16 protein-coding genes and 1 tRNA gene are annotated in these 24,595 nt (G+C 38.7%); 15 read left to right on the top strand and 2 right to left on the bottom strand.

Annotated elements, in window-relative coordinates; all coding sequences use genetic code 11:
* Positions 1-6 precede the first annotated feature (6 nt).
* Positions 7-2,280, bottom strand: a complete 2,274-nt coding sequence (gene glgB, locus HMPREF3230_RS03250; protein WP_075523536.1) for a 1,4-alpha-glucan branching protein GlgB — start codon at positions 2,278-2,280, stop codon at positions 7-9.
* Positions 2,281-2,414: 134 nt separating this feature from the next.
* On the opposite strand from glgB, the gene HMPREF3230_RS03245 reads away from it, so the two are divergent.
* Positions 2,415-3,011 carry a CarD family transcriptional regulator gene (locus tag HMPREF3230_RS03245; RefSeq protein WP_196489643.1) on the top strand — a complete coding sequence of 199 codons (597 nt, stop codon included), beginning with the start codon at positions 2,415-2,417 and terminating at the stop codon, positions 3,009-3,011.
* Between the two features lie 224 nt (positions 3,012-3,235).
* On the opposite strand, the gene HMPREF3230_RS03240 is transcribed toward HMPREF3230_RS03245, so the two are convergent.
* Positions 3,236-4,297: a metal ABC transporter solute-binding protein, Zn/Mn family gene (locus HMPREF3230_RS03240; protein WP_075523534.1), complete on the bottom strand. Its 1,062-nt coding sequence runs from the start codon at positions 4,295-4,297 to the stop codon at positions 3,236-3,238.
* A 148-nt stretch (positions 4,298-4,445) separates the two neighbouring features.
* Here HMPREF3230_RS03240 and HMPREF3230_RS03235 point away from each other — a divergent pair, with 148 nt between their 5' ends.
* The 14 genes from HMPREF3230_RS03235 (at position 4,446) to HMPREF3230_RS03175 (ending at position 24,467) form a co-directional block, all read left to right on the top strand.
* Complete coding sequence (locus HMPREF3230_RS03235) at positions 4,446-5,324, top strand: bifunctional methylenetetrahydrofolate dehydrogenase/methenyltetrahydrofolate cyclohydrolase (RefSeq protein WP_075523533.1); 879 nt, start codon at positions 4,446-4,448, stop codon at positions 5,322-5,324.
* A 324-nt stretch (positions 5,325-5,648) separates the two neighbouring features.
* Positions 5,649-7,154 carry a 30S ribosomal protein S1 gene (gene rpsA / locus HMPREF3230_RS03230; RefSeq protein WP_075523532.1) on the top strand — a complete coding sequence of 502 codons (1,506 nt, stop codon included), beginning with the start codon at positions 5,649-5,651 and terminating at the stop codon, positions 7,152-7,154.
* Between the two features lie 199 nt (positions 7,155-7,353).
* Positions 7,354-9,015 carry a L,D-transpeptidase gene (locus HMPREF3230_RS03225; protein ID WP_075523531.1) on the top strand — a complete coding sequence of 554 codons (1,662 nt, stop codon included), beginning with the start codon at positions 7,354-7,356 and terminating at the stop codon, positions 9,013-9,015.
* Positions 9,012-10,403, top strand: a complete 1,392-nt coding sequence (locus tag HMPREF3230_RS03220) for a phosphatase domain-containing protein (RefSeq protein WP_075523530.1) — start codon at positions 9,012-9,014, stop codon at positions 10,401-10,403. Before HMPREF3230_RS03225 ends, HMPREF3230_RS03220 begins: the two co-directional genes overlap by 4 nt.
* Before the next feature lie 374 nt (positions 10,404-10,777).
* Positions 10,778-11,290, top strand: coding sequence for a TM2 domain-containing protein (locus tag HMPREF3230_RS03215; protein ID WP_075523529.1), 513 nt, complete (start codon positions 10,778-10,780; stop codon positions 11,288-11,290).
* Positions 11,291-11,403: 113 nt separating this feature from the next.
* Positions 11,404-12,105: a dephospho-CoA kinase gene (gene coaE, locus HMPREF3230_RS03210; RefSeq protein ID WP_075523528.1), complete on the top strand. Its 702-nt coding sequence runs from the start codon at positions 11,404-11,406 to the stop codon at positions 12,103-12,105.
* 35 nt (positions 12,106-12,140) lie between these two features.
* Entirely contained in the window at positions 12,141-12,278 is a 138-nt protein-coding gene (locus HMPREF3230_RS06390) for a hypothetical protein (RefSeq protein WP_155642889.1), read from the top strand.
* Positions 12,278-14,386 (top strand): excinuclease ABC subunit UvrB, encoded by a 2,109-nt coding sequence (uvrB, locus tag HMPREF3230_RS03205; RefSeq protein WP_075523527.1) that lies wholly within the window; start codon positions 12,278-12,280, stop codon positions 14,384-14,386. Before HMPREF3230_RS06390 ends, uvrB begins: the two co-directional genes overlap by 1 nt.
* Positions 14,387-14,597: 211 nt before the next feature.
* On the top strand, positions 14,598-16,037 hold the full coding sequence (pyk, locus tag HMPREF3230_RS03200) for a pyruvate kinase (RefSeq protein WP_075523526.1): 1,440 nt from the start codon (positions 14,598-14,600) through the stop codon (positions 16,035-16,037).
* A gap of 356 nt (positions 16,038-16,393) precedes the next feature.
* Positions 16,394-16,467, top strand: a tRNA-Leu gene (locus HMPREF3230_RS03195).
* 405 nt (positions 16,468-16,872) lie between these two features.
* A complete protein-coding gene (locus HMPREF3230_RS03190) occupies positions 16,873-19,407 on the top strand; it encodes a hypothetical protein (RefSeq protein WP_075523525.1) in 2,535 nt (844 codons plus the stop codon).
* Positions 19,408-19,660: 253 nt separating this feature from the next.
* A complete protein-coding gene (locus HMPREF3230_RS03185; protein ID WP_075523524.1) occupies positions 19,661-21,547 on the top strand; it encodes a SpaH/EbpB family LPXTG-anchored major pilin in 1,887 nt (628 codons plus the stop codon).
* 156 nt (positions 21,548-21,703) lie between these two features.
* A complete protein-coding gene (locus HMPREF3230_RS03180; protein ID WP_075523523.1) occupies positions 21,704-22,639 on the top strand; it encodes a class C sortase in 936 nt (311 codons plus the stop codon).
* Positions 22,640-22,808: 169 nt separating this feature from the next.
* Positions 22,809-24,467, top strand: a complete 1,659-nt coding sequence (locus HMPREF3230_RS03175) for an alpha-amylase (protein WP_082266263.1) — start codon at positions 22,809-22,811, stop codon at positions 24,465-24,467.
* Positions 24,468-24,595 lie beyond the last annotated feature (128 nt).

The following is a 24,595-nucleotide window of genomic DNA, read 5'->3' as shown; positions in this document are numbered from 1 at the left end:
ACCCTTTCAGTGTTTCACTGGTTTCAAGAATACTGCGCCTAATGCTGGAACAGTAATTCTTGCTGAGTATGGGCGAGAATGATATTCTTCAGCTGCTGCAGTAAATGTTCCATTGTGAATATCTGAACCGCAATACTTTGCATCGTCAGTTGTAAGAATTTCTTCCCACTTGCCTCCCTTTGGAAGTGCAATTTGATAGTCTTGCCAAGCTTGACCAGAGAAGTTCACTACAACAACAATTTCTTCGCCATCGTCACCAATACGCATGTAGCTCAAAGTATTGTGATCAGAATCATCGCTTGTAAGCCATTGGAATCCATCAGGCGTAAAGTCTTGACTCCAGAATGCTCTTGAACTCTTGTATAAAGCATTCAAATCAGCAACAAGCTTTTGAACACCTTGATGGAACGGCCATTGCAATTCGTTCCAATTAAGTGAAGTGTTGAAGTTCCATTCGCTTGATTGTCCAATTTCTCCACCCATAAATAGTAAGTTCTTTCCTGGGTGAGACCATTGATAGGCGAGTAATGCGCGCAATCCTGCGAATTGCTGCCATTCATCTCCTGGCATCTTGCCAAGTAATGAGCCTTTTCCATACACAACTTCATCGTGGCTCAAAGGCAAAACGTAATGCTCAGAATAAGCGTATACCATTGAGAACGTAATTTCATTGTGATGCCAACGTCTGTTGATTGGTTCTTCTTTAAGATATTGCAACGTATCGTGCATCCAGCCCATATTCCACTTCAAGCCGAATCCTAAGCCACCCATATCTGTTGGTGCAGTAACTCCTTGATAGGCTGTTGATTCTTCTGCAATCATCATAATGCCAGGATTATTTTTGTAAGCAGTGGCATTTGCTTCTTTAATGAAGTCGATTGCTTCAAGATTTTCGCGCCCACCATAAATATTTGGTCTCCACTGACCTGCCTCTCGGCTGTAATCTAAGTAGAGCATTGAAGAAACTGCGTCAACTCTGAGTGCATCAATGTGATATTCGTCAAGCCAGAAGCATGCATTCGCTACTAGGAAGTTACGAACTTCGTGACGTCCAAAGTTGAATATGTATGTTCCCCAATCAGGATGTTCACCGCGCATTGGATCAGGATCTTCATACAAAGCAGTACCGTCAAAACGTCCAAGTGCGAAATCATCCTTAGGGAAGTGTGCAGGTACCCAGTCCATTATTACGCCAATTCCGGCTTTATGGAGCTTATTTACTAAATACTTGAAATCATCAGGAGATCCAAGTCTAGAATCTACTGCGTAATAACCAGTTACTTGGTAACCCCATGAACCGGAGTACGGGTATTGTGTAAGAGGCATAAACTCAACGTGAGTAAATCCTTCTTTTACTACATAGTCAACTAGTCTGTCTGCTAACTCGCGATAATCGCTTAAATCACGATTCCAGCTATTGGCTTGTACTTCGTAGATGCTTATTGGACCATTATGTGCATCGCTTTTAGCGCGCTTATCCATCCAATCTGTATCATGCCACTTAAAGTCTGAATCTACAACAACAGATCCAGTGTTTGGTGGAACTTCGTGAGAACGTTCCATAGGATCTGCTTTCATAATCCAAGATCCAGATTGTGTAAGAATCTCAAATTTGTAAACTTCTCCTGCGCCTACGCCTGGAATGAAAAGTTCCCAAATTCCAGAAGATCCTAATGATCTCATAGCATGACGGCGTCCATTCCAATAGTTGAAATTGCCAACTACTCGAACAGCACGAGCATTTGGTGCCCAAACGGAAAACGCTGTACCTGTGACTTTTTTGACCATTTTTCCAGTTTCAGGAGAAACAAGTCCCCATGAATCTGTAATGGTTTTAACGTGTGCGCCTAATGCTTCCCACAGGCGTTCATGTCTTCCTTCGCCGAACAAATACATGTCTAATTCGCCAACTTGAGGCAAATAACGATATGGATCATCGTCAACTGACTCAGTCCCGTCTATTTCAACAGTGCGAACTCTATAGCTTGGTACTGAAAACTCTTTTGAACGAGCATGTTTAGTTGCAGGAACAACAGCTGTAAAAATGCCATTATATTCGTGCTTAGCTTCATATTCACCAGATTTGGTGATGATAATTACTCTTTTCGCCATTGGTCGCAAAACGCGCACAGTGGCAGTGCCTTCGCTTTTGCCTGTTCCAAGATGTCCACCAAGGACCTCGTGTGGATTGTAATATTCTGCATTGCTCACCGCGGCTAATACATCCTGTCGGACTGCAACCGCGACTGCATCCTCATTGATGGTAGAAACTGTACTCATGGTTTCCATAATACATGCTTTATGGAAGTAAGTCGCGTGTTTTTTAATATCTTATTAAAAAATATTAAAAATTTCTTCAAGTCGTTAGCTTATGAGAAACTTTTATGAGTTTTTCTGTGCATACGGAGGGTTCTGTGGGATATCAAGTCGGCGATATGGTCGTCTATCCTCGTCATGGTGCGGCGCGTGTCGAGGAAATCAGCGAGCGGACAGTAAAAGGAATAACACGACAATATTTGCGTCTTGTTGTTTTGTCATCAGATGGTTTAGAGATTAACGTTCCTGTTGACAGCGTTAAAAAAGTTGGCGTTAGAGATATTGTAGGCGCGAAAGAAGTAGCAAAAGTATTTGAAATTTTGCGTACTCCAATCATCGAAAAAGAGATGAATTGGTCAAGACGCTATAAGCTTAATGTTGAGAAGATTGCTACTGGAGATGTCAATAAGATTGCAGAAGTTGTGCGTGATTTATCTCAAAGAGATATTGATGAGCACGGACTTTCAGCAGGTGAAAAGCGTATGCTTTCTAGAGCTCGTAGCATTTTAATTTCTGAAATTGCTTTATCTGAGAAAATTGATGAACAGGAAGCTGAGCGTTTGCTTAATGTAAATCTTGGTTATGCTAAAGCTAAGGATGGTGACGAAAAGCATCATACTTCTTTCCCACAAGAGCCTGCTTCGGAAACATTATTGCTACTTGCTAAGAATTCACGTAAATCTCGCAAAAAGTAAGTAACTATAAAATTTTTGCCACAAGAATTAAGTATTACAAGAATTAAGTGCATAAAGTAAGAATTAAAATAAATCCTGCTTTAACATATCGCACATTCTTGTTTAATAACCAATAAAATAAGCCTTATCTAAAATCTACTTTCAGACAAGGCTTATTTTTTAAATTATCGTTAAACTTTTGCAGATAAACTAATAATTAAACTTTTACAGATAAACTAATTGAATTACTTTCCAGGATCTTTTTGTCCTTCATTAGAACGAACTGGACCTGGAAGAACAGGTTTTGGTTTCTCTGTAATTAGTCTACTAGGTTTTTCTTGCTTATCTATAGCTAAACGCATTGAAGCACTTGTTTTTGTTCCATTTTCGATGTCATCTAAAATTTTAATAATCCAAGTGTCAAGTTGTTTAGCGTATGAAGGCATTAACTCACTTACATTAACTATGCTAGTGTAGCTTCTTCCAGCAATTCCATTGATTACGTTAATATTGTCATTCTTATTTTTTTGTGAATCGTTTATAAGAACGTCAATATGCCTATCTTCAAGCAATTTACTGAATTCACCTATGCTTTGAGTGCTTGGATCTGTACCTTGAGCAATTGATGAAATGTAATCTTTAGGTGCACTATCTTTAATATTTATGTCTGAAAGAAGCCAGAATATAATAGGTGATGTTGATGCAATCTTATATTTTGCATGAACACTTGCAAACTTATTTAGATAAGCATCGAGAGTTTTTTCCTTATCTTTCCACTTATTAAAGCGCGAAGTAAAATCTTTGCGTTTTGCAGGATTTATTCGCGAAAAAGTTTCGTATAGAGAATTTGCCATTGCGCTTCTAGCATCTCTTGAGAACCACAAATATGGGTTATCTCCGTTTAATGCTCCAACAGTACTTGCTGCACTTACTAATTCTGTTTTCTTTGGTAAGTTTTTTGTTGCCCAATCATCATAACCTGCGCCGTTTACTACTATAACTTGAGCAGAATGCAATGTTTTAGAATCATTATCGCTTAATTTTGCGTCATCGACATTTGCATTTGATCCGTTTAGCAAGTTGACTACTTTTACATCTTCTCCGCCAATTTCTTGAGCTAAGCTACCCCAAGTGTCTAGTGTAGATACTACTGAAATTGGCTTGTTGCTTTTAGCTTCTTCTGGTTTTGTTTGAGTGCTAGGTGCTTGAGATCCGCATGCAGCAACACCAAATCCAACAACCAATGCTATCGCGTACGTTGCAATAGTTTTGATTGTATTCTTCAAAGTTGTAACAGTGATACGCATTGAAACTCACTCCTTCCGCCGCGTCCACGCCGGCAATTGTCGTACGCTCCACATGTCCACGTATATTACATACAGCTGTCGTACACTTTTTATATATCTCACGATAGTCTATGGATACGAATTATGCGAGTTGGAAAGTGATGATTTTATGGTGATTGTATTAGATGGTAAAGCGTTATCGAATAAGATAAAAATAAGTTTAGCAAAGCGAGTTTCTTTACTTAAAGAAAAAGGTATTGAACCTGGATTAGGTACTTTGTTAGTTGGCAATGATTCTAGTTCTATGAAATACGTTGCAGGTAAACATCGCGATTGTCAGGAAGTTGGAATTCGTTCTATTCGTTATGATCTTCCTCAAGATGCTAGTGAGGAAGATGTTCTTAAAGCTGTTGAAAGTTTAAATAATGATCCTTCTTGTACAGGTTTTATTGTGCAATTGCCTTTACCGAAAGGCATAGATGAAAAGAAAATAATTGAAGCAGTTGATCCTAAGAAGGATTGCGATGGTATGCATCCTTATAATTTAGGGGAACTTGTTATGCATATTTCTGGAAAGATTACAACGCCTTTGCCTTGTACTCCGAGAGGAATATTAGCTTTGCTTGACGAATACAATATTAACCTTGATGGCAAAGAAGTTTGTGTTCTTGGACGTGGTATTACAGTTGGACGCACTATTGGATTGTTGTTGACTAGACGTGGTGTAGATGCAACAGTTACTTTGTGTCACACTCATACGCGTAATGTTCATGAGATTATGCGCAGATCGGATGTAATTATTGCAGCAATTGGTAGTGCTGGGTTTGTAAAGCCTGATGATGTTAAGCCAGGCGCTGTTCTTGTTGATGTAGGCTTGTCTTTTGTATTTGATGAAGAGTCTGGTAAATATCGTCTAAAAGGGGATGTTGACGTTTCGTGTAGAGATGTTGCTGGAGCGTATTCGCCTAATCCTGGTGGCGTTGGTCTTATGACTAGAGCAATGTTGTTAGCTAATGTTGTAAATATTGCAGAAAATCAAGTTTGCTAATATTTTGCATCTTTATGCTGTTTGTTAGCTGGTTGTTTGTTAGCTGGTTGTTTGTTGTGGTTGATTGCATGGATGCAATCAAGAGTACTTGCGTTGAAAGCACACTGTGCTTTCAACCTTGTGCAAGTCCTCTCGCATTAAGCTCGTTTGAAGCGCGAGCTTTGCTTCAAACGAGGGTAATGCGACACACCCGAGCTCCTAAGCTAACTTTGGCTATGCCTATCTATAACATTGACAGAGCGTGTGCGAAAAGCTCACGTTACATATACAAACATAATTTAATATCGAGTAATATCCACCCCAAGAAGAAACCACTAATAACTAATGGCAGAGAATAATAACGAAGTCGCCAAGGTTGCGATTAATGATATTGGCACCGAAGAAGACTTCATCAAGGCAGTCGATTCAACCATCAAGAATTTTGATGATGGTGATTTAGTTGAAGGTACAGTCGTAAAGATTGATCACGACGAAGTATTATTGGATATCGGCTACAAAACTGAAGGTGTAATTCCTTCCCGTGAACTTTCCATCAAAAAAGACGTTGATCCAGATGATGTCGTTGGAGTTGGCGACACTATTGAAGCACTTGTTGTTACTAAGGAAGACAAGGAAGGACGTCTTATTCTCTCCAAGAAGCGTGCGCAGTACGAGCGTGCTTGGGGCGATATTGAGAAGATTAAAGATGCAGACGGTATTGTTGAAGGTACTGTTATTGAAGCTGTTAAGGGCGGCTTGATTGTAGATATCGGCTTGCGTGGCTTCTTGCCAGCATCCTTGGTTGAGATGCGTCGCGTACGCGATCTTTCTCCATACATTGGTCAAAAGATTAAAGCTAAGATTCTTGAGCTTGATAAGAATCGCAATAATGTTGTTCTTTCTCGCCGCCAGTTCCTCGAGGAAACCCAGTCTGAAGTTCGCGAAACATTCCTTTCGCAGCTTAAGAAGGGTCAGATTCGTGAAGGCGTTGTGTCTTCTATCGTAAACTTCGGCGCATTCGTTGATCTTGGCGGTGTTGACGGTCTTATTCATGTTTCTGAGCTCTCTTGGAAGCATATCGATCATCCATCTGAGGTTGTTAAGGTTGGAGATAAGGTCACTGTTGAGGTTCTCGATGTTGACTTCGATCGCGAACGTATCTCCCTTTCCCTTAAAGCAACTCAGGAAGATCCATGGCAGCGCTTTGCTCGCACACACGTTCCTGGACAAGTTGTTAAAGGTAAAGTCACTAAGATTGTTCAGTTTGGCGTGTTCATCTCAGTTGAAGATGGAATTGAAGGCTTAGTACACATCTCTGAGCTTGCTAATCGTCATGTAGAGAATCCTGAAACTGTTGTTAAGGGTGGCGAAGAAGTATTCGTTAAGGTTATTGACGTAGATCTCGATCGTCGTCGTATTTCCCTCTCCTTGAAGCAGGCAAATGAGGCTGTTGATCCAAATTCTGAAGATTTCGATCCAGCTCTTTACGGTATGCCAGCTGAGTACGATGAAGAAGGAAACTACAAGTATCCAGAAGGATTCGATCCAAATACTAACGAGTGGATTGCTGGTTATGAACAGCAGCGCGAAGAGTGGGAAGCACAATATGCAGCAGCTCATGAATTATGGGAGCAGCATAAGGTGTTTGCCGCTAAGGAACTTGCTGCTGCAGCTGAGTCTGCTGCTCAAGATGGTCAGAGTGAAGAAGCTGAAAAGAAGCCTGAAGTAAAGGAAGAAAAGAAAGAAGAAGTTGCTTCTAATTATTCTTCTGAAGCTCAAAGCGAAGGTACTTTAGCTGATTCTGATCAATTAGCTCAATTGCGTGAGCAGTTGTTAAGTGAAAAGAAGTAGTTGTAAGTTTTGTTGCAATTATTTAATTCATAAATAATATTTATGTGCTCTGGAAATATTTTCAGAGCACATTTTTATAAACAATAGCTATTGTTTATAATACGAATAGGTATTGAATATCTATTGTAATTAGTTTTATGCGGTTAGTGGTAGCATGATTTTTGGTTTGCGACTGAAAGTCTACTAGAGGTTTGAGAGTATGAGCGAGCATAACAATTTTGATGATTTTAATGATGATGCGAATAATTTCAATAACGCTGATTCTTCAATCTACAATGTTTCAAATAATGAAGATGACGATGCGACTACTTCTATGAGTATTTCTGATATTGAAAGCGCGTCTAAGAAATCATCCGATGACCTTTTCAACAATGTATCTGAATCTTATAAGAATGGTGTTAAAGATCGTGTAAAAAATCGTTCTGCTTCTGCATTCATATATTCCTTGTTGATTGTTTTAGTTTTAATTATTGCAGGTTATTGTTTAACAGCTTGGTATTTCCACGATCGCGTAGTTCCTGGTGTGCATTTTGGTAATGAAAAATTTAGCGAACAAATTGTTGGAAAGAAAAGTGATGAAGTTGCTCATATTGTTGAGCAAGCGATTTCTGATTCTTCATTTGAAATAAGCGATAACAGAGGCGGTAGTCTTACTTCTAGCTTAGGTGATATGAAAGTTAAGTCAGATGTTCAAGCTACTGTTCGCAATATTATTAGCGCTAAGCACGATAATTTGTTTACTATGCTCATGCCTTGGGTAACTCGCAATGTTCCACTTTCTGCACAGCGTAATGATTCTGAAATGAATAAAAGCGTTGTAACTTATTTTGTGAAAGATAAAGATAGAGCTATTCCATTTACTTCTAATTTCGATGAAAAAGAGTCGAAGTTCGTTGTTAAAGATGGTGAAGCTGGTAGTTCTGTTGAAACTTTGCCGGTTCGTGAAGCTGTAAAAAAGATGATTGCAAATCCTGGTCATGTTGCTAAAGTATCGGTTGTTTATAGGCGTGTTGATTCTCCTATTCAGCGTGATGAAGCTCAAAAGTTAACTGATCAACTTAATTCTGTTATTTCAAATGAAATTAAGTTCGATAATGGCAATGGTAAAGATTTTGTTGTTCCTAAGAATGTAATTTCTAAGTGGATATCTATTGATGTAGATGAATTTAAGCATAAGCTTTCTTATGATATTGATTCTAAAGCTGTAAATGATTGGTTGTCTGGAAATCTTCCTAAACAGTTGAATCAAGTAAAAGTAGATCAGGAAGATTCTGTAGACAAGAATGGTAAAGTTATTTTCACTGCTACTAAAGGCGTTGATGGTGTTTCTATCAAGTATTCTGATTCTGTTTTAAAGCAAGTAGTTGATGCTTTAAAGAATAAGAAAGCTGTTAAGATTTCTGTTCCTTCTGAAGTATCTAAGTTTAGCGTTGAACGCAAGCTTGTTGAAATGCGAATTGTAGTAGATAAATCTTCTCAGACTGCAACTGTGTATAAGAATGATGAAGTTGTTAAGACATTCCCAGTTTGCACTGGTCAGACTGATTTGACTGAGTCTGATTCTGGTACTTTCCATATTTATTTGCGTTACGATGTTAAGACTATGCGCGGTAGACATTATGATGGAAGACCTTATGTTCTTCCTGGAATTCGCTGGGTTAGCTTCTATAATGGTGGCGAAAGTTTCCATACTGCTGCTTGGAATTCTGTTGGCATTGCAACAGGTGATCCTAAACGACATGGTTCTAATGGATGCGTGAATATGTATGAAGCTGATGCTCATTGGATTTACGATAATTGCCCTCGCGGCACTATTGTTCAAGTTATTGGTGAAACTCCAGAAAACCCGGTGCGTCCGTGAACGATCCTAAAGACGCTATAGCTTTAGATTCATCTGAGCTTAATAGCGCTAAATCTAGTGTTGATGAAACTAAGCGGGGAAAACTTGCTGAGAAGAATGAGAAATCTTCCCCGCTTAAACCTGTTAGGTGTGTTAGTAGCACGCCTATACCGGTTCATGTTACGTCTACTTTGTTTGATACTCCAACTCCTGAAGAGAGAATTGACAATAAGCCGTTTTTAGTGAGGTGCACTAGGCGTTTTATAACTTCAGTTGTTGGATTATGGATGCGTTTGGCTGGTAAAATCTCAAGAAAATGCGGATTGTATCCTAGTGTTGAGCCTTATATTGGATATGGTACAGATAAGTACGCTCGACTTATTTGTAGGACTGTATACGCTCCCAAAAATGGCAATCATTCGGTGTTAAAGCGCGGAATTTACGCAATGCTTGTTGTTCCTGCTGTAAGAGTTCGCGTATCGATTTCAATTGATAATATTCCTGTTGAGAGTGCTCAAATCGGTGATTCTGAAGCGTATGATAAGCCGGATTCTTCAGGTGTAGGCGGTGCAGAATATTGTATTTCAGATCGTGCTGGGTATCTTGATTTAATTACAGAAAGAGCTTTGTGTGTCGGCAAGCACATTGTTAGCTATAGTGTGGAAGGCCGTGAGCCTGTAGAATCAAGTTTATTTGCTATATCTTCATCTGCTTGTATTGGTGTTATCTCGGATGTAGACGATACTATAATGGTTACGCAAGCTCCTTCTATTATTAAAGCTTCGTACAACGTTCTTATTATGAATCCTGAGCATCGTTCTCCAGTAAGTGGCATGGCATCAATGTTTTCAGATATTTCTAATCTTCTTCCGGATGCTCCATTTTTCTATCTTTCTACATCTCCTTGGAATGTTGAAGCTTCGATTAGACATTTTATTTTGCGAGAAGGTTTTCCAGAAGGTCCGCTTTTATTGCGTGATTTAGATCCGCGTCCTAAAACGTTTATTCCTACTGGACCTCAGCATAAAATGGAATTTGCTGCTCAACTTATGGACGATTTTCCGAATATGCGTTTTATTTTAATTGGCGATGATGGTCAAAGAGATCCAAATACTTATTCTCGAATTATTAAGCAATATCCAGGTAGGGTTGTTGCTGTTGGGATTCGTCAATTAAAAAATCATGCTACTGTTAAAGATTTTCGCAATCGTAGTAATCGTGATTTTAATATATCTCTTTCAACTTCGCGTATTGCATATAGTGATATTGATAATACTGTTGAAGCGTCTGGTGCTGCTGGAACTGTTGATGGAGTGCCATTTTTTGTTGCTCCAGATGGAGTATCTCTTGCTAAAACTATGTTGCCTTATTTACAAAATTTTAAAAATAAGAATGATGTAATTCGCTAATTATTTTTATTTAATTCGTTAGTTATTTGTGTAGTAATTCGTTAGTTATTTGTGGTGTAATTTTGGGAAATAACCTGTAATTTTCTAGTTTGTTGTGATGTAATTTTCTAGTTTGTTTTAGCTTAATTCGTTAATTTTTAGCTTAATTCGTTAATTCATAAAAGCGAAAAATGCAACTGTTAATTTCTTAATTCGTTTTAGCGTTTTGTTGAATTAATCTTAATAAAGGCTTTTTTGCATAAGATTTTAGGCTATTTTATTGAGTTTAAGTACACGTATATGTGTAAGATTTCTATCAACTTGAGTTTTGATTCTTATTAGTAATCTTAATTTAATGTTGTATGAATTGTATATATAGAGAAAGCGTGAAAGTTATGGATAACACTAACGAGCAAAACAATGTGTATTCAAATCCACAATCTCAGCCACAGCAAGCTCCTCAGCAGGCTCCTCAGTATAGCGAGCCTCAGTATGCTCAGCCACAGCAGACTCCACAGTATGCTCAACCTCAGTATGCTCAGCCTCAGCAAGCTCCGCAGTATACTCAGCCACAGTATGCTCAACCTCAGTACGGTCAGCCACAGTATGCTCAGCAAACTCAATATTCATCGTTAACTAATAATACTGGTGTTTACGGTCCTACTAGTAGTAAGAGCAAGCTTGCAGCAGGTTTGTTAGGTATTTTCCTTGGCGTTTTCGGCGTACATAATTTTTATCTTGGACACACAGGTAAAGCTGTTGGCCAATTGCTTATCACTATTCTTTCTTTCGGAATGTTATGGTTTGTTTCTAGCATTTGGGGTTTGATTGAAGGTATTTTGATTCTTTGCTCCAAGCCTGGAACTAAGTGGCATAAAGATTCTGATGGTGCAGAATTGCAAGACTAAATTTAGAATTTTGCATTATAATCAAGAATTTTAATTTTTATGTAATACCCTAGTGGCTCTAAGTTGCTAGGGTATTATTTATAAGTTATTAGGGGATTATTTATAATTAAAATATGACGATGATGCGTATTGCTGTAACTGGAGGAATTGCAGCTGGAAAATCTACTGTTGTAAATCATTTGCGCTCTCTTGGTGCGTTTGTTATTGATTATGACGTTTTAGCTCGTAAAGTTGTTGAGCCTGGAAGTAAAGTATTTAAAGAAATTGTTCGAGTTTTTGGTAACAATGCAATTACTGGTAACGGATATTTAAATCGTGCTTTTATTGCAGATTGCATTTTTGGGGATGATAGCATTCATAAGCAAGCATTAAATAAGGTTGAGTCTATTATTCATCCTGCTATTTATGATTGCGCGAAGCTTTTAGAGAAGGAATATATTAGTAGAATTTCTAAAGAAAATCTGTATAACTTAAATTGTTTTAGTTGCGTGATTGTGCACGATATTCCTCTTCTTGCTCAAGTGGTAGATACTATTCCATTTAAATTTGACTATATTCTTACTGTTGAAGCTCCTAAAGATATTCGCGTTGCGAGGATCCTTCGAGAAAGAAATATGACTGAAATTCAGGCTTTAGCACGCATAAATAATCAGATTGGAAGCGATGCTCGTAAAAGTATTGCAAATTATGTAGTTGATTCAACTAAACCAATTGATTTTATGCTTAAAAGTGTTGAAGATGTGTTGAAATCATGGTTGCGAGATGTGAATAGGCGAGATGTGAATAGGTGCGATGTGAATCAGCGATGTGAATAGGTGCGATGTGAATAGTAGTGTTTTTAAGTAGTGGTGTGAGTAGTGTTTTAACTAGTGATGTGAGTAATAGTGCGAGTAATAGTGCGAGTAATAGTGTGAGTAATAGTGTGAGTAATAGTGTGAGTAATTTAAGTAGTAATTTAAGTAATAAAGCGCTTGGAAGTGAAGAATAATGTCAAATAAAATTCAGCGCACAAATAAGCCATTTGTAGTAGAAGCGCCTTTTAAGCCTTCAGGAGATCAGCCTAAAGCAATTGAAGAGTTGTCGAATCGTATTGAAAATGGAGAAAGTGATGTTGTTCTTATGGGCGCTACTGGTACAGGTAAAACTGCCACAACAGCTTGGCTTATTGAGCGTTTGCAACGTCCGACTCTTATTATTGAGCCAAATAAAACTTTAGCTGCTCAGCTTTGTGCTGAGTTTCGAGAGCTTATGCCGAATAACGCTGTGAGCTATTTTGTGTCTTACTACGACTATTATCAGCCGGAAGCGTATATTCCACAAACAGATACGTATATTGAAAAAGATTCTAATATTAACGATGATGTTGAGCGTCTTCGTCACGCTGCAACAGCAAACCTTTTAACTAGAAGAGATTGTGTTGTTGTTGCTACAGTTTCATGTATTTATGGACTTGGTACTCCAGAAGAGTATGCAGATCGAATGCTTGTTTTAAGTGTTGGTGAGCAGATTGACAGAGATGATTTATTACGTCAATTTGTAAGCATGCAATACAAGCGTAATGACATTGCTTTTACTCGTGGAACTTTTAGAGTTCGAGGAGATACAGTTGAGATTATTCCTGTTTATGAGGAATTAGCTGTGCGAATTGAGTTCTTTGGAGATGAAATTGACAATATTACAATGCTGCATCCGCTTACTGGGGATGTAATTCGCAAGGAGAGTAGCGTTCACATTTTCCCTGCATCGCATTATATTGCAGGTCCTGAGCGGATGGAGCACGCGCTAGAAGCAATTGAGGTTGAAAAAGAAGAAAGAGTAGCTCAACTTAAAAAGCAAGGTAAGCTTTTAGAAGCTCAGCGTTTAGAAATGCGAACTACTTACGATTTAGAAATGTTAAGACAAGTTGGAGTTTGCCCTGGAATAGAGAATTATTCTAGGCATTTTGACGGTCGTGAAAAAGGCACTCCTCCTCATACTCTTCTTGACTTTTTCCCAGATGATTTTCTGCTTGTTTTAGATGAATCTCATGTAACTGTTCCGCAAATTGGAGCAATGTATGAGGGTGATGCTTCTCGTAAAAGAACTCTTGTTGAGCATGGTTTTAGGTTGCCTTCTGCAATGGATAATCGCCCATTGAAGTGGAAAGAATTTTTGGAGCATATTGGTCAAACTGTGTATCTTTCTGCAACTCCTGGTGACTACGAGTTGGGTCTTTCAGATGGTGTAGTTGAGCAAATTATTCGTCCTACTGGTTTACTCGATCCTAAAATTGAGGTTCGTAAAGCACAAGGACAGGTTGATGATTTGTTAAATGAGATTAAAGCAAGAATTTCTAAAAATGAGAGAGTTCTTGTTACTACTCTTACTAAGAAGATGGCAGAAGATTTAACTGATTATTTTCTTGAGCTTGGTATTAAAGTTGAATACTTACATTCGGATGTTGATACTTTGCGCAGAGTGGAGCTTTTGCGATTTCTTCGTGAAGGAAAGATTGATGTTATTGTTGGCATAAATCTTCTTCGTGAAGGATTGGATTTGCCAGAAGTTTCTCTTGTTGCGATTTTAGATGCAGATAAAGAGGGATTCTTAAGATCTTATCGTTCTCTTATTCAAACAATTGGTCGAGCTGCAAGAAATGTTTCTGGAACAGTTCTTATGTATGCGAATACTGTTACAGATGCAATGAGTAAAGCGATTAGTGAAACTGAGCGCAGACGTAACAAGCAGATTGAATACAATAAAGCGCATGGTATTGATCCTACGCCTTTAAGAAAGAAAATTAGCGATGTAAACGATATGTTAGCTAAAGAAGATGTTGATACTCAAACTTTGCTTTCTGGAGGCTATAGGAATGCTGGTAAGGTTGGTAATTCGCATTACGGAATACCAAAAGAGCCTAATCTTTCTCGTGTTAGTAAAGAAAAGCGTATTGCTAATGTTTCTGAACTTCCTAAAGATGAGATTATGTCTTTAATTAAGAATTTGAGTGAGCAAATGCATGTAGCTGCGGAGCAGTTGCAATTTGAGCTTGCAGCGCGTTTGAGAGATGAAATACGCGATTTGAAGAAGGAATTGCGCAATATGGAGAGTATGTGATTGTGAGAGTATGTGATTGTGAGAATATGTGATTTGGAGAATGTTTGCTTTTGGGAATGTTTGATTGTGAGAATTCGATTGTGAGAATATTTCTGTGAACGTTCACAAAACGCCGTATTATTATACTTTTAAGGTCATAATAAGTTGATACACTAGATACCGGAATTTGAGTATTTTACTCATAACAATCAAGAAGAAATAGGTAGGCATTATGCGTAAAGCCAAAATCGTTGATACTATTGGTCCAGCTACCGAATCGTTAGAGGGCATTACTAAGCTCGTTGAATCTGGTATGGATGTTGCTCGTCTTAATCGTTCTCACGGTACTCCTGAGGATCATTTGCGTGTGTACAACAATGTGCGTGCTGCTTCTAAATCCACTGGCCGTAATGTGGCTGCTCTTGTTGATTTACAAGGTCCAAAGATTCGTTGCGGTTGGTTCAAAAAGAATGAGAACGGCGAAGATAAAGTTTATTTGAATGAAGGTCAAGAGTTCGTAATCACCACTGATGATATTGAAGGTGATGAGCATCGTACTTCCACAACTTTCAAAGGTTTACCTGGAGATTGCCATGCAGGAGATCCGATTTTAATTGACGATGGTAAGGTTCGCCTTGAAGTCACTAAAGTTGAAGGCAATGACGTACATACGAAGGTTGTTGTTGCAGGACCAGTTTCTAGCCACAAGGGTATTAACCTTCCAGGTGTTGCTGTTTCTCTTCCAGCTTTAACTGAAAAAGATGAGGCTGATCTTCGTTGGGCTATTCGTACTGGCGCAGATATTATTGCAATGTCTTTCGTTCGTTTTGCAAGCGATATTGATCGCGCTCATGAGATTATGGACGAAGAAGGTCGCCGTATCCCAATCGTTGCTAAGATTGAGAAGCCACAAGCTGTAGAAAACTTGGAAGAGATTGTTAAGACTTTCGATGGCATTATGGTTGCTCGTGGAGATATGGCTGTTGAGATGCCTCTTGAAGAAGTTCCTCTCGTTACTAAGCGTTGCATTGAGCTTTCTCGCCGTTATGCAAAGCCAGTAATTGTTGCTACTGAGGTTCTTGGAACTATGGTTAATTCTCCAGTTCCAACTCGTGCAGAAGCTTCCGATTGCGCTAACGCTGTTCTCGATGGTGCTGACGCGACTATGACTTCTAACGAAACTGCTGTTGGCAAGTATCCAGCTGTTACAGTTCAAACTATGGCTCGTATCTCTCAATTCGCTACTGAGCACGGTTACGATCGTATTCCAGCTGTTGAGCTTGATATGTCTAGTACTGGTGCAGTTTCTTCTGCAGCTGTTGATTTAGCAGATAAGCTTAATGCTAAAGCTATTGTTGCTTACACTCAAACTGGTCGCACGGTTCATCGTATTTCACGTGAACGTCCTGTTGCTCCAATTTACGGATTGACAAACAACGAACATACGTATCACTGGTTAGCTTTGAGCTGGGGTACTGAATCCTTCTTGATTGACGAAGATTATCACGAGATGAATCGTCATGATTTGATGATTTTCACTGATAAAGTTCTTCGTGAAGCTGGTAAGGTTTCCGATGGAGATAAGATTGTTGTTTTGAGCACTGCACAGGGTGAGCGTCAAGCAGGTCGCACTGATTCTATTTACGTTCATACTGTTGGAGCTTGCGACTAATATACGCTGTTTTACACATGCGTTTAGAATGATTTAATTCTTGAATTTTTCATTCGTATGTGTGAGATTATGACGTATAACGTATAAGTTGTAAGTTCTAAGTTGCAAGTTTTAATGCTTGTGTTCTAACTTGTAACTCTTAACTTATAGGTTGTAGGTTGTAAGTTTTAATTTGTAACTTGTAATGCGCGCTTCCTATTTTTAGGTTGTGCGCATTGCGTGTATCTAATCGCAAATATTCAGGTTATAGCCCAAAAATTCAATACTGCGACACGCGCAAAATTTGTAAACCTTTGAATATGAAAAAAAGTGTGGTATAGTCAACAAGTCGCACGAAGTTGCGAATAATTAAAAATGCCCCTGTATCCCAATTGGTAGAGGAAACAGCCTCAAAATCTGTACAGTGTGAGTTCGAGTCTCACCGGGGGCACTATATTTGTTAAGATATTTTTATTTTTATTGATTTTCCTTTATTTGTTGCTGATTTTCTTTGTTACTACTATATATTGTGCTTCAAGTAGTTCTGTTTTGTGTTATATAGTGTTCTTAAGTTTGTGAGTGTTGTTCTCGCTAAAGTATTAAGAGTTTAAAATATTAAGCTTCTAAGTTTTTTTTTAAAATTATTTCTCTAGGATTTTTTCATAATCTGGTGATTTGTAAAAATATTACTAATTTTCTACTTTCGCTTGAAATTAACCATGGGGGGGGGTATAGTCGCTAGAAGTAAATGCGAATATTTGGTTACCGTGCAGCAAGGTTTAGTGCAATCTGTGAAGGTTGCGTTGGATTTTGAGTATTCAAGAAAAGCGTTTATAACAGCATAAGGAGAGTAGTTATGACTGCTCCGAAGTATGGTTTCTTAAAGTGTGCGTGTGTGATTCGCGATTTTGTCGCTCACCACTATAACTCCAGCGTTGCAAGAGAGTCTAAAAGGTCTTCTTGCGCCACTTTGCGCTCAAACGCGTCCAAAAACGCGTCTAAAAATGCATATAAAAGCTCGTTCGTAAAATCATACAAAAACGCTTGTACTTCGCATGTTATAAGAGCATTACTTTCGTTATTTGTTGCATGTGTAACTTTGCTTGCTGCTTTTTTGATTGCTCCAACTTCTGCTTTAAGTGCTAGCGAAAGTGCTACTTCTACTGAGAAGACTGAGCGTGCGAAGGCTGGTTCTACTAACAGCAATGGTGAATCAAATAAGCAGTATGAGCAGAGTGGATCTAATAGTGCTGAACTTAATAAGAGTAATGCTGGCTCTTCTAGTAGTTTAAAGAAGAATGATGGTGAGCTAAAGCCTGTTGAAAATCAGCAGCTTGATAGTAACAGTGGTGTTAATAAGGCTAAGGCTGATGGGACTGCTACAAATCAAAACGCTAAAGACTACCAAAAGAAAGACGCTTTTACGGAAGCTTTTCTCACAATGAACAGAAGTGTGAGAAAAGCGAAGGAGTGTAGCACATTAAGTGCATGCTACAATATTAGCTACAATATTGGTAGTCCTACTGTAGATAATGATGGTAAGACTATTCTAATAAAGCGTGGTGGTGAACCTAGAACTATTACTCCAAAGTTCGAATTAAAACCTGGGAAAATACCAGCCACTAACCTACTAGACGGCGTGTGGTTTGAATTAGGAAAGTTTGCTAACAATCCGGTACCAAGTTGGGTGAATTTTGAAAAAACAGAAAATGGTAAAACTATCAAAGTTTCGAATACTGAAAAGCAAAAGGGCTTTGATGGTTCTGTAACTTTGCGTCCAAATGGTAAGTGGGACTACGGTAGTTATAGATTTAAAGTTTTTGCATATTACAAAAATAAAAAAGAAAAAATATCCGTTACAATAAGTGTAATAGTTGATGTATCTGACGTGCCGAACGACGGTGATTTAACGCTGAGCTTATACGATTTTGTGAATAAGACGGATAAGACTCCTGTAAGTGATAATAAAATTATTATAAAGCCAAAGTCTAATAGTCAAGGTGCTGGCGGTACTGACAAGAAAGACACTTACGATTCTATTAATAATCTTTTTATTGATTCTAAATCTACTAAAAAGCCTAGTGTTATCTATCATCATATGATTTGCCATGAAAATGGTAGCGATAATTATACGTTAGACAGTGTTAATGGTTTGAGTCTAGGTACGCAGACTCAGTTCAAGCATATGGAAAATAAGGATCGACCTGATGAAAATGCAGAGGATTCTGCTGTGTATGAGAGTGATCCTTATACTGAGCGCTCTCAAAGCTGGATTAGTGGCACGCCTACGAGTGCTGGAACTTTTGAGTGCACAGTGTTCGCTTTTAAGGATGCTAATTTAAAAGACAAAGCAACTGGCAAGCATCCCTCTAATCTGGTAGAAGAGTTCAAGAAAAATTCCAAAACTAATGAAGGTAAGAAGTCTCTGTTTGAGGGAAACATTGTTGATAGTAATGCGTGGAAGACTGATGATATTAAGCAAGGCGTTGACTGGTATTATAAAACTATAACAATCCAGTTTGGCGGTAAGGATCTTAGTCTGAAAGTGTATCCGTTTAAAAATGCCAATGGAAGTCTGCCTGCTGCTTTGGCTGATGGAAGTTACAGTTTCTCTCTTATAAGAGGTGCTGAAATCAATCCGTTTATTGATGCAATTTCGCAATCAAATAACTCGAAGATTACTTTGCGCATGCTGTGCTCGAAAGGCGAGAAGAAGAATAATTCTACTGGTACTGGTACTGGTACCGGAAGCGCTGGCTCAACTGACGGTAATAGCAGTGCTGGCTCGAATGGTGCTAATACTGGCGCTGGCTCGCCAAGCTCGCCTTCTGGATCACAATCTTCTCAATCTGAACAGCAACTGGATTTACTTGAATACAAGACTTGGAGCACTAGTATTGCAGGTCTTGGTGTTACTTTGCCTAGCGATCAAGAGCCTTGCGTTACTGACTCTAAAGGCAATACACAATGCACGTCATCTGATAACAAGAATGTTGCTGCGCGAACTAATATAGAAGCGAGTATAAAGCCTGAAGAAGTTGGCGATTACCAGTGCGTTGTTTACGCGTTAAAACAGAATGTGCTTGAATCTGATGCTTGGAAAGCTTACGAAACTAGCTTTAAGAATAATAGCGTCATACCAAATGGTGACTCTTTGTTAGAAGGCAGCAATAAAGCTAAGTTTGCTGATTTTAAGCAGGGCACTGATTGGCAGAAGTACATGCTTAAAATTCAAGTTGTTAAGTTTAGTCTTCCTAATGCTGGAGCGCGCGGTTGGAACATGTTTTTGAGCGTGCTTTGCGCTCTCGTTACAACTTTGATTGCTATTTATTTTGTTTCCGATTCAATGAAGCGTTGCCATTCAATTCTAAATGGAAGGCGGCGATGCTGATGTGAAAGCTGCCTACATAATCAAGTTTTGCTCGTGTATCCGTGTACTACGCGTAGCGAAAATAAAAACATAACTAGATTAACTAATCCAATATATCCAGGGTAGTCAAAACAAACAGAAAACAAACATAGAAAGTACCGAGTAAGTACGTAAACAAGTGCAGAATCGGTACTCAAACGAACACATAGTAACAAACACAAAAACAAAACAACTTAACTCAACTTCCATTAGAAGCGTGAGAAAAGGAGATAATATGAATAGATTCTCAAGAAAATTCGCAGCGACACTAGTTTCGCTTGCGATGGCTGGCACGCTGTGCATCGCCGGCGCTGTAACCGTGTCCGGAGTTGCGTGGGCTGCTCATCCTAAGTATGTTCCTCAAGGCGGTCAATCTAAGGATCCGTGGGATGAGAAAGCTCCTAAAACTGGTACTATAACCATTCTTAAGTGTGAGAAGAAGAAAGCTGATGATCAAGATACTTCTCAGACACAATGCCCAGCTGGTTTTAAGCCACTTAAAGGCGCTAAGTTCACGTTGACTAAAGTCACTTCTGTTAAGGAAGGAAACGAAAACGTTACTTTAGATCTTAGCAAATTTGAGTCTTGGCAGAAGATTGCGAAACTTGTTTCTAAGCTAAATAATCACACTATTAAAGAAAATGGCGATGAAATTACGCTTGGAACTACAAAATCTGGTGACGGTCAGAATGTATTTGAAAGTGCAGAAACTGGCGAGGACGGTCAAGTAAAGTTCGAAAATAAGGCTCTTGGCTTGTACAAGGTTGAGGAAACTCAAGTGCCTACCGGTTACATGGTTTCTGATACGAAATCCTTCTATATGACGCTTCCTTTGCCAGAGTACACTACAACAGGCGAGGGCGATAATGTTAAGACGAGTGTGAAGTATAACTATAACCCTACTGTTTACCCGAAGAATATGAGTACTTCTGACTCTATTGAGAAGGTTTACGATAAGGCTAAGTTCGCAAGCGTTAAGGATAAAGTACCATTCACTATTACTGCAAAAGTGAACAAATTTAAGTCTGAAAAGACTTTGACTTCTGAAGATCTTCAAGGTTATAAAGTCTTCGATGATGCTCCAACTGCTGCTTTCAAGACTATCGATAAAACTGTTGTGAAGAGCGTGAAGATTAACGGCGAAGAGGTTACGAATGATGACACTACTACCTATTACAAGGTAGAAGAACCTATTGCGAACAGCACTCAAGAGAATTACAAGAATGATGATGCTAATGAAAATCAGAGAGGTCTTGTTGCTGGTCACACTCGTATTTTAGTTAAGTTCGAGAAGGCAGGTCTTGAAAAGATTGCTGGCGCTATAAACGCTTGCAAGAATAACGGTGACACTGTTAATGTTGAAGTAAATCTCGAGTTTGAGCTTAGCGATACTTATAAGAACACTAAAGTGACTAATGGTTCTGTTGCTGAGAATGATAAATCGCAGGATGAGATTGTAAACAAGTCTGGTTTCTTCCCAGCTCATGAAAAGAGTGAGAAGGCACCTTCTCCAATCATTCCTGACGGTGAAAAATCTAACGCGACTATTGACTTTGGCTTCCTTCAAGTTCACAAGTACTACATGAATGGCAACACTAAGACTGATCTTGCAGGTGCTAAGTTCAGGATTTTCGCTGATAAAGATAAGGCTAAGGCTTGCGCTAAAGGACTTGCGGATCTTACCAAGAAAGCAAGCGAAATCCCAGAGTGTGAAGCTGCATCAACTCTTGCTGATGCTCCTAAAGATTCACAAGCTGGCGCTACTACTGATCTAAAGACTACTGCTGCAACAGACGCTAAAGGTAACTTCACAACTCCATACAAGGTTCGTGCGAAAGACACTGTTTATCTTGTTGAGGTTGAAGCTCCTCAAGGTTACGCGCTTTCTCCTGAAGTACACGAAGTGACTGTTCAGAAAGATTCTGCTACGCCAGAAGAGTTTGAAGACCTTCCACTTAGTAGTAAGGGAAGCAAAGACGGTAAGACCTACTTCTGGTTCAACCTTCCTGCAACTGGTGCTGCTGGTGTGTTGATTTTCGCGTTAGCTGGCATTGGTTTGATTTCTGCTAGCGTGATTCTTTACATTAAAAACCGTAAGGAAGAAGAACAGAAGACAGCTTGATTTGTTTTCTAAAACTGGCTTTGTAGTCCAATAACAAAGTGTGAGTCTAGGGTTTTTAGATAAATCCTAGACTCACTTGCTCTATCAAGAGAAAAATCCCAAACTCGCGCAACGCACAATAAATTACTTACATAAACATTAAGAAAACGAGGAAGCATGAAATTAAACAATGCTGTTAAAAAATTATGTGCTCCCTTCAACAAAATTGTTTCGCGCAAGCGCAAAAAATCACATTTGCGTAGAATTCTAGAGCCAATTATTCTCGCTCTCGCTGCAATACTATGTTTCACTTACCCAGTTGCATCAACATTGTGGAACAACAAAGTGTCGAAGGAGATTTCCGTCGCTTATGATCGTTTAAGTCGAAAGAAGACTGAGAGAGCTAGAAAGAAAATTTTACAAGCAGCTCGTAGTTATAACAAGCGTCACAAGTCTATTATCACTGTTGATCCTTATAACGGAACTACAGATTATATGCAAACTCCTGAATATAAAGATTATATAAAGCAATTGGCTGAGCCGATGGGAATTATGGGCATTGTGAAAATCCCTAAAATTGGCGTGAAATTGCCGATTTATCACGGAAGTTCGCAAGATGTTTTAGCTAAAGGTGCAGGCCACTTGTATGGCACAGATTTGCCTGTTGGCGGTAATAATCGTCACACTGTTGTTACAGCGCATACTGGTTTGCCGGATGCAACAATGTTTGATGCTTTAGTTGATATTAAAAAAGGCGACTTCTTCTACTTTGACGTGCAAGGAGAAACATTACAGTACAAAGTGTTCCGTATTAGCATCGTTGACCCACATGATATTAGATTGCTTCAACGCGAACATGGGCGTGACTTAGCAACACTTCTTACTTGTACTCCGTATGGAGTTAATACTCAGAGGCTTTTAGTAACTGGGTATCGTATATTGCCGAATCCTGTAGAGTTGCCAAAAGACTCTTTGCAATGGCCGTTCTGGATGACGATGTTTTTAATAGCTGTAATTAGTTGTGCAATTATTCTCACTACTATGATTATTGCTATGGTTCAAAAACATAAACGCAATCGCTTGCAACGCGCTAAGCATTTAATTCTCAACTAGTTTTCAGCAACAATCAATAGGAAAATTCTGTAAACCTACAAGATTATCGCTAATTAGATGCAGCAGATGAAACACATGAAAACGGATTATTAAGTTTTGCGTTAATAAAGAATATAATAAATAACGTTTAGCGTGAACGCTTGTGTTGCAATGTTTGAAAGGAACAAAGATGATCCATAATGCAAAGTTTTGCGTAAAGATGTGCAAAATACGCGAAAATAAGACGAATATAAAATCGTATGCGATAATTGCTTTCATATCATCGTTAGCATTATTAGCATTATCAATCATCCCTTTTAATTCAGCGTTTGCTTCATCTGCAGATAGTAAAAGTCTTGCCTTTTCTAAGGGTGTTATTGTTACTGCTTTTCAGCAGAATTGGAATAGTGTTGCTAAGGAATGTGAACAAACTTATGGTCCTGAAGGTGTGAAGTATGTTCAGGTTTCTCCTCCTCAAGATCATATTAAAGGTGAAGCTTGGTGGACTTCTTATCAGCCTGTGAGCTATAGCTTAAATTCTAAGCTTGGCACTGAAGCTGAGTTTAAGCATATGATTACTACTTGCAAAGCTAAGGGCGTTGGAATTATTGCTGATGCTGTTATTAACCATATGACTGGTTTTGATAATAAAGATACTGTTGGTGTTGGTGGAAGTAAGTATGATGCGTCTACTCAAACTTTTACAGACGCTGGATACACTAAGGACGATTTCCATCAAATAGCTGAAAGCATTAGCAACTATAATGATTCTGAACAAGTGTGGAATTATAGGCTTGTTGGATTGCTCGACTTGGACACTTCTAAGGCGCACGTGCGTGAAGTTTTAGGTAAGTATTTTGCTAAGCTTTTGAATCTTGGTGTTGCTGGTTTCCGTGTGGACGCTGTTAAACATATGTCTCCGGAGGATGTAAAAGGAATCAAACAAGCTGCTGCTTTAGCAGCTCATAATACTCCAGATAAAATTTGGTGGATGCAAGAAACTATTGGCGATATTAATGGCTCTAAAAAAGTTCAGCCGGATCAATATCTTGCAACTGGTGAAGTTGACGAATTTGAGTATTCACATCGTTTGCGTAATTATTTTTATGGTTCTATTGAAAATTTGAAACATATTACAGACAATCTTATTCCTAGCGATAAAGCTGCTATTTTCGTTACGAATTGGGATACTGAGCGTGATAGCTCAACTCGCGTTCTTACTTATAAGGATGCTGAAAAATATGAGTTAGCTAATGCTTTTATGCTCGCTTACCCTTATGGCACTCCTAATATTTATTCTGGATATAAGTTTGCGAAACGTGATGAGGGTGCTCCTGGTGCTACCGTTACATCCGTTCCGAATGTGACTTGTGGCAAGGATTCCAATTGGCAGTGTACTCAGCGTTGGACTTCAATTCGCGGAATGATTGGATTCTATAATGCTGTTAAAGGCACGAAGGTGACTAAATGGCAAGATGACGATGATAATAATATTGCTTTTAGTCGTGAGAATAAAGGATTTTTGGCTATAAACAATACTGACAATCCTCATAAAGTTTCATATAAGACTGATTTGCCTGACGGAGAGTATTGCAACGTTTATGTTTCAAACAAATGCGATAGTACTGTTAATGTTAGCGATGGGAAAATTGATACTACGATTCCAGCTAATTCTGCTGTTGCTATTCATGTTAAAGCTGTGAAAAACTTTGGGGATTCTTCTAGACGAACTATGATTGTTTGGATTTTTGTTATTATCGCTTTGGTGTTTGCTTTCTTGATTAACAGGCATATTGTGCTTCGCTCCACAAAACTTAAGAATTCTTCTGTATCTTCTACATCTAATTAGAAATAATCTTGTAGGTTTGTTGACAGGATTTTCCTTGCTATTAGTTAGGCAGATTTAAGATTTTTCACACATGTTTTTTTCATATGTGTTTATGTCTACATACTAGTGAGTAATGGCTGTTACTTGTC

It is taken from the genome of Gardnerella vaginalis (assembly GCF_001563665.1).
In the GTDB taxonomy this organism is placed as follows: Bacteria; Actinomycetota; Actinomycetes; order Actinomycetales; family Bifidobacteriaceae; genus Bifidobacterium; species Bifidobacterium vaginale_A.
Note: the sequence above shows the minus strand (reverse complement) of the source record. Positions and strands in the feature narration are given on the sequence as shown.